The organism is Psychrobacter sp. 5A.1 (assembly GCF_030407455.1).
Lineage (GTDB): Bacteria > Pseudomonadota > Gammaproteobacteria > Pseudomonadales > Moraxellaceae > Psychrobacter.
In genome coordinates this window covers 1-1,940 of the sequence record NZ_JASDDJ010000121.1, presented here as the reverse complement: position 1 = coordinate 1,940, position 1,940 = coordinate 1, and the positions used below count along the sequence as shown (strand labels likewise).

The following is a 1,940-nucleotide window of genomic DNA, read 5'->3' as shown; positions in this document are numbered from 1 at the left end:
TTGTTGGTCATACTATTTTCCTTCTTTGGGTTAGTATAACCTCTTAGCAGCTGTCCAAGTTTATTATGCCACTACAAACCAATCCACCCACTCAAGGGTTGCCAGTTCAACATCGTTCACACCAGTCCAGTTCTGCTTTAAATAATCAATCACTTCCGTTTTATAAAGTCCATTGACCGTTTCAGCCAACGCATTATCGTATGAATCGCCTGTTGTGCCAACAGAGGCAATGACGCCAGAATCAGCCATCTTATCAGTATAACGAATGGATAAATACTGAACCCCTCGATCACTGTGATGAATGACATCTTTGGGATTGTTTCTATCTGTTATCGCTTGATTTAATGCCGCCATTACCATATCGGTGTTCATGCGCTTTGATACCTTCCAGCCGACAATAGCGCGAGCAAATACATCGATGATAAAAGCGGTATAAACCCAGCCGCTCAATGTCTTGATATAAGTAAAATCTGCAACCCACAGCTGATTAGGACGATGGGCATTAAAGTTACGATTGACCAAGTCGTCAGCACGCTTTTGGTCGTCACGGCTGTTGGTGGTAATCTTACCCTTACCGCGCCAGACACCTTGTAAGCCGTGCTGACTCATTAAACGCTCGACGGTGCAGCGTGCGATATAAATGCCATCTGCCTTCATCTGCCGCCAGACTTTGCGAGCACCATAGCGGCATTTGCTGTCCTGCCAGATGCGTTTAATCTCGCTGAGATAGTAGTCGTCATGCTGACTGCGCAGTGAACGCTTTTCAGGGCAGCACTCTAGGTCTTTAGCACGGTGATAGGTTGACGGGGCAATCGGTAGTACTCTACAAATCAGCTCGATCCCATAACTACCTCTATAGTCATCAATAAACTGAACCATTATCTGGGTGGACGGCCCGTCCCCGCCTGGGCGAAAAAAGCAGCAGCCTTACGTATAATCTCATTGGCTTGCTTGAGTTCTCTATTCTCTCGTTCAAGCTCTTTGATACGCTCTTTGTCACTTTGAGCCTGCACTGAGGCGGGAATGGTTTGGTCTATGTGCTTTTTATGCCAGGATCGCAGTGTCTCAGGCGTACAGCCAATCTTTGACGCTATGGCTTGAATGGCTGACCATGTAGAAGGATAGTCGCTCGACGCTTCAATCAGCATGCGAACGGCGCGTTCTTTAACCTCGGGGGTGTAGGTTTGTCTTTTCATTGTCGTATTCTCTCAGAATATTAAGTCTCCGACAATCCCGGGGCGGTTCAGTAAGCAAGTTCGTCAAGTGCTTGACCAAGTTATTTATAACCGAAATCCAGAGCCGCTGTTTGTCCAGCAGAAAGATGTCATTGAGCAGATCAGTCAAACCCCTGAGATGGATCAGTGGGGTAGAACGGTCAAGCAAGGCGATCAGCACTACCAGTACGACAGTCAAAACCGATTGATCAAGATCACCCGTACTGATGAGACAGGTCAGCTCATACCTATCGCTGACTACCGCTACAACACCTTTAACCAGCGTGTCGCTAAGACGACTTATAACCATCAAGGTAATCAGACAAAAACCACCTATTACTTCTATGATGGCAATCAGCTCATTGCTGAAACGACAGACACCGCAGGACAACAAGCAGACAATCTTAAACAGTATGTCTGGCTGAACGACACACCTATTGCCATCCTACAACAAGGTGAGCTGTACTACATTCATACTGATCATAGAAACGCACCGATAGCCGTCACTGACAACACCAGTAAGCTTATCTGGCAAGCGGACAATGAAGACTTTGGCTATGCCACTATCAATGCGAACAGCACGTTTGAATTAAACCTACGCTTATCGAACCAGTACTACGATAGTGAGAGCGGACTACACTACAATACCGGTAACCCTCCCAAACTTAAGACACCTAATAAATAGAATTAAGCTGCCTGATTGAGTTTCTGTATCGGTGTAAAACC

1 protein-coding gene, 1 pseudogene and 1 other annotated feature are annotated in these 1,940 nt (G+C 46.2%); of the genes and pseudogenes, one reads left to right on the top strand and one right to left on the bottom strand.

Annotated features, from left to right (window positions below; genetic code table 11):
• Positions 1–75: 75 nt before the first annotated feature.
• Positions 76–1,196, bottom strand: a pseudogene (locus QL982_RS14320) (IS3 family transposase); the annotation flags it as partial.
• Positions 805–921, bottom strand: a sequence feature (AL1L pseudoknot). Its footprint overlaps the pseudogene before it by 117 nt.
• Before the next feature lie 67 nt (positions 1,197–1,263).
• On the opposite strand from QL982_RS14320, the gene QL982_RS14315 reads away from it, so the two are divergent.
• On the top strand, positions 1,264–1,899 hold the full coding sequence (locus QL982_RS14315) for an RHS domain-containing protein (RefSeq protein WP_290190434.1): 636 nt from the start codon (positions 1,264–1,266) through the stop codon (positions 1,897–1,899).
• Positions 1,900–1,940 lie beyond the last annotated feature (41 nt).